This window comes from Streptomyces sp. NPDC059455 (assembly GCF_042750115.1).
Classification (GTDB): Bacteria; Actinomycetota; Actinomycetes; order Streptomycetales; family Streptomycetaceae; genus Streptomyces; species Streptomyces endocoffeicus.
On record NZ_JBHYVB010000396.1, the window covers coordinates 1 to 4,802 of the forward strand.

The 4,802-nt window shown below is 69.7% G+C and carries 4 protein-coding genes and 1 pseudogene; all 5 read right to left on the minus strand.

Annotated elements, in window-relative coordinates; translation table 11 throughout:
* Positions 1–122 precede the first annotated feature (122 nt).
* Entirely contained in the window at positions 123–1,508 is a 1,386-nt protein-coding gene (locus ACFXB5_RS52700) for an NAD(P)/FAD-dependent oxidoreductase (RefSeq protein ID WP_385223038.1), read from the minus strand.
* Positions 1,509–1,577: 69 nt separating this feature from the next.
* On the minus strand, positions 1,578–3,041 hold the full coding sequence (locus ACFXB5_RS52705; RefSeq protein WP_385223041.1) for an MFS transporter: 1,464 nt from the start codon (positions 3,039–3,041) through the stop codon (positions 1,578–1,580).
* Positions 3,042–3,132: 91 nt separating this feature from the next.
* Complete coding sequence (locus ACFXB5_RS52710; RefSeq protein ID WP_385223044.1) at positions 3,133–3,435, minus strand: response regulator transcription factor; 303 nt, start codon at positions 3,433–3,435, stop codon at positions 3,133–3,135.
* 190 nt (positions 3,436–3,625) lie between these two features.
* A complete protein-coding gene (locus ACFXB5_RS52715) occupies positions 3,626–4,408 on the minus strand; it encodes an IclR family transcriptional regulator (RefSeq protein ID WP_385223047.1) in 783 nt (260 codons plus the stop codon).
* Positions 4,409–4,613: 205 nt separating this feature from the next.
* Positions 4,614–4,802, minus strand: a pseudogene (locus ACFXB5_RS52720) (ABC transporter ATP-binding protein); the annotation flags it as partial.

Genomic DNA, 4,802 nt, shown 5'->3' on the forward strand with positions numbered 1-4,802 from the left:
CCCCTGGACCCCGGGGTCTGGGGCGGAGCCCCGCACGCGGCGGAGCCGCCTATCGTCCGGTGTCGGGAAGGGGCGGGGAGAGGATCAGCCCGCCGCAGGCGTCACGATCCGTCGGACACCCCCTAAGCCACGCGGGCGACCGGGGAGTTGAGCAGGAAGGTGCCCATGCTCCCGAGGTTGCCGGCGATCAGCCGGTCGGCGAGCCGGGTCGCCGGGGGCAGATGCCGGGGGGCGCCGCGGACGAGCCAGCGCACCATCCGGATCTTCCAGCCCGGCTCGGAGCCCGGCGGAATGTGGTCGAAGAGGGCGTGGATATTGGCCGGGGAGTAGAACTCGGCGGGCGGGACGATGGTGGCGAACATCCCGACCATGCCGCTGCCGTGGTGCGGGCTGCGGGCCATCGCCCGGATGAACTCCAGCTCCTCGCGGTTGTAGTCGGCGATCTCGGCGTGGTCGCGGGTGTACTGGAAGTGGCCGCTCACCAGGGCGTCACGGCGCCTGGCGTAGTCGGCGAGGGCGAGGGCGAGGTCGCGGTCCCCGGCCAGGGCCGGCTCCACGGCCTCCACCAGCAGTTCGGCACCGCGCAGCGAGTCGGTGATACCGGCGGCGGTGATGGGGTCGCGGGTGTAGCCCGCGTCGCCGGTCAGGGCCCAGCCGGGGCCGTGACAGTGGCGCAGGAAGTTGGGGACCGCGCCGGTCATCCACTTGTGGACGCGCCGGGTCTCCCGCAGCCGCGCCGCGAACTCCGGGTCGACCTCCTCGAAGGCGGAGACGACCGTGGCGTCGCGCTCCCCGTCGGCGGACGCCTTGAAGTCCTTGACCGGCAGGGCCAGTCCGACGATGGTGAGGCCGTCGTGGGTGGGCCAGGTGAAGGCGTGCTGATGGCGGTGGCGGTAGGTGCGCACCTTGCCGTCGTGCGGCAGATCGGCCCAGTACGACCAGTGGCTCTTGTTGAGCACCGGGTGGGAGTCGTATTTCTCGGCCCCCACCAGCCGGGCGACGGTGGAGTTCGAGCCGTCGGCGCCCACGACCAGCCGGGCGTGCTCGACGATGGGGGTGCGGTCCTCGGTCTCGGCCCGGACGCCGATGACGGTGCCCTGGGCGTCCGTCAGCAGTTCCCGCAGCGCGACCTGTTCCCGCAGCTCCGCCCCGGCCTTGACGGCGGCCTCCAGCAGGATCTCGTCCAGCTTGCGGCGCTCCGGGGAGTACGCCTCGGCCACGCCCTCGACGGCGGGCAGCTTGGCCATCAGCTGAACGGGGCCGCTCTGGAGGCCGTAGGAGTGAATGGGCGGGCAGCCGGTGGCCGCCACCTCGTCCAGCAGCCCCCAGCGCTTCAGCCGGAGAATTCCAGGAGGGTGGACCAGATTGGTGGCGGCCCCCTTACCGCCGGGGAATTTCGCCCGGTCGAGGAGAAGGACCCGGTACCCCGCTCTCGCCAGGAGCATCGCGGTCGATGACCCGCTGATGCGCGCTCCTACCACAATGACGTCGTACATAGCGTCCCCCATACCCAACGGTCACCCGGGACCCGGGGACCGGTGGATCATCTTGTTCGCTCTGACTTCGCTCTGTCGAAATTAGTTGCGCGACCGGCTCGGGAGGTTTCCCTCATATGAATCCTCGACGGCCCCCGAAGAAATCACCTTCGTTTCGGCCGGTGCGGTGCGGCCGCGCGGTGCCATAAGAATGGCAAGACAGCCGACGGCGGCGATTCCGGCGCCGATCCAGGCGGCGGGCCGCAGCCCGTCCACGAATTCCTGGGGCGAGCCGTATCCGCCCAGCGTGGTGAATACGGAGGTGAGCACCGCGACGCCGAGTGCGCCGCCGAGCTCCCGGAAGGTGTTGTTGGCGCCCGAGGCGATTCCCTGGTCGCGGGGCGCGACGACGTTCATCGCCATTTCCGCGACGGGCGAGAAGAACAGCCCCAGGCCGATTCCGCCGAGCACCAGGCCGGGCACCTGGTCGGCGTAGGCGGTGTCCGCGCTCACCACGGACGCCAGCCAGCCAAGACCCGCGGCCTCGAACAGCAGGCCCGCGGCGACCACCAGACGGTTGCCGAGCCGGGCGGTCAGCAGCGCCGCCAGCGGCGCGACGACGACCGGCATCGCCGTCCACGGCAGCATCTTCACGCCCGCCTCCAGCGGCGAGAAGCCCTGGATGTTCTGCATGAACTGGGTGAGCAGGAAGACCAGTCCGAACATGGCCGCGAACATCAGCAGGCTGGCCGCGTTGACCGCGCTGAACGCGCGGTTGCGAAACAGCCGCATCGGCAGCATCGGTTCGGCCGTGCGCAGCTCCCAGCCGATGAAGAGCGCGAGCACCACCAGGCCGCCGATCAGGAAGCCGAGCACCCGGCCGCTGGACCAGCCGTGTTCGGTGGTGGACACCAGCGCGTAGACCACGCCGAACACCCCGAGGCTGACCAGCACGGTGCCCACCGGGTCCAGCGAGGTGTCCGGGCGGGTGGACTCGGCCAGCTTCCACAGGCCGAGCACCAGCACCACCACGCCGATCGGCACATTGACCCAGAAGATCCACTCCCAGGAGATCTTCTCCACCACGGCCCCGCCGATCAGCGGGCCGAGCGCGACCGCGAGCCCGCTGAGGGCGCCCCAGACGCCCAGCGCGACACCGCGCCGGCGCTCGGGGACGGCCACGGTCAGCAGGGTGAGCGTCAGCGGCATCACCACGGCCGCCCCGAGGCCCTGTACGGCGCGGGCGGCGATCAGGGTGTCCGCGCTGTCGGACAGCGCCGCGGCGGCGGAGGCCCCGGTGAAGACGACGAGGCCGGCCAGGAACACCCGGCGGCGGCCGAATCGGTCACCGGCGGCCGCACCGGCCATCAGGAAGACCGAGAAGGTGAGGGTGTAGCCGTTCACCGTCCACTCCAGGTCCTGGAGGCTGGTGCCCAGGTCCTTCTGAATGGCGGGCAGCGCGGTGATGACGACGAGGTTGTCCAAGGCGGCCATGAAGACGGTGAGTCCGGACACCACCAGCGTCCACACGGGGTTCATTCCGCTCGGGCCGGAACGGTCAGTCATGAATACCTTTCCTATGACGGCGCGATTGCTGTGCGACAGATTGGTTCACGTCGTTATCCGGCCGACGGATAAACGGGCAGACGGGGCAACGCTAACCGGCCACGGCCCTCCCCGGAACTGTACTTTGGTACAGGTGGCGGTAGCTGAGCGCGACCAGACCGGCCTGTAGCCGCGATTCCACCTGCAGTTTCGCGAGTATTGACGCCACATGCGCCTTCACCGTGCGCTCGGTCACCTGGAGCCGCAGCGCGATACGGCGGTTGGACCAGCCCGCGCCGAGCAGCGCAAACGTCTGGCCCTCTCTGGCTGATAACAGCGGCACACGTTCCAGCTCCCGCGCCCAGTTGGGCACGGGAATATCGGGCACGACGGCGAGACCGCCCCTGTCGGACACGGTGGCATTTCCCCCTAGTTAGGCGGCTCTTCGAGCCGCCGATCATGCAAGAATCAGACTTGATTGCCCTCTTGATTATTGCGGCCGCACGCCCGTACGAGTCAAGGATTTCCGGCCCTTTCTCGCCTCGCGAGAAATGGCTGGTGAAGCGCGGGAAATGCACTTCACGTTTACTCCTGTTACCGTAAATTTACTTCATTCTCGAATCGTCGCCATCCGAACCGGCGGGACCGCCTCGCCCGAGGTCGGCCAGGTCCGCCGCCGTCCGCTCCACCGCCTCGATGACGGTCACCGGACACCGCGTCATGATCTGTTTGGGCTTCATCACCAGCACCGAGCCCATCACCAGCCCGTCCCAGGTGACCGGCGCCGCGCACTCGTTCCACCCCGCCGCGCACTCCTCGTGGCCCAGGGCGTACCCCCGCGCCCTGATCCGGTCCAGCGAGGCCAGGAGCCGCACATCGTCCTGGTAGGCGCCGGGACCGGCCTCGGCGGGCACCGGCCGGTCCAGCACCTCCGACTGGATGGTCTCCGGCAGATACGCCAGGATGGCCCGCCCCGCGGCCCCCACCCGCAGCGAGTGCTCGACGGTCTGCACCGCGCGCGGCGTCATCCCCAGCTCCGTCAGATCGGAGTCGCCGACGGCCATGTCGACACACTGCCGGTGCGCGCCGCCGAACGGCGCCAGCAGATAGAGGAAGGCCAGCCCCCCGGTGGCCCGGCGCAGCGCCTCCAGAAGGGCGTGGGCGGCCTCCGGCGCGGGCGAGTGGGCCAGGGCCTTGAGACCGAGCTGCGGGGCCGCCGAGCCCAGCCGGTACAGCCCCCGGCCCTCGCGGACGAAGATGCCCTGGTGCACCCCGGACTGGAGGATCCGGTAGACGGTCGAGTCGTCCAGATCCGCCGCTCTGGCCAGCGCCCCGGGCCCATGGGCCCGTCCGCCGAGCTGAGTGAAGGCCCGCTGTACGCGGAACACCCTCTCGGCATGACCGCTTCCGCCCACGGCACCACTATTGGCCACCCCGTCAGCCCCCCGTGCAGATTCCCCCGTTGCTCTGCCCAACGTGCCACGGTTCCACGCCCATTCCCATCCGGGGTATCTGGTCCGCTTGTGGACAACAAGGCCCCGCCGGGTTGCCCGGCGGGGCCTGATGGTCTATGGGATGGCGTTCGACGAGCGGCTACTTGCCGGTCTCCTTCTCGTACGCCTTGATGACCTCGTCGGTCGGGCCGTCCATCAGCAGCTCGCCCTTCTCCAGCCACAGCACCCGGTCACAGGTGTCCCGGATGGACTTGTTGTTGTGGCTGACGAGGAAGACCGTGCCGGCCTCCTGGCGGAGCTCACGGATCCGGGCCTCGGAGCGCTTCTG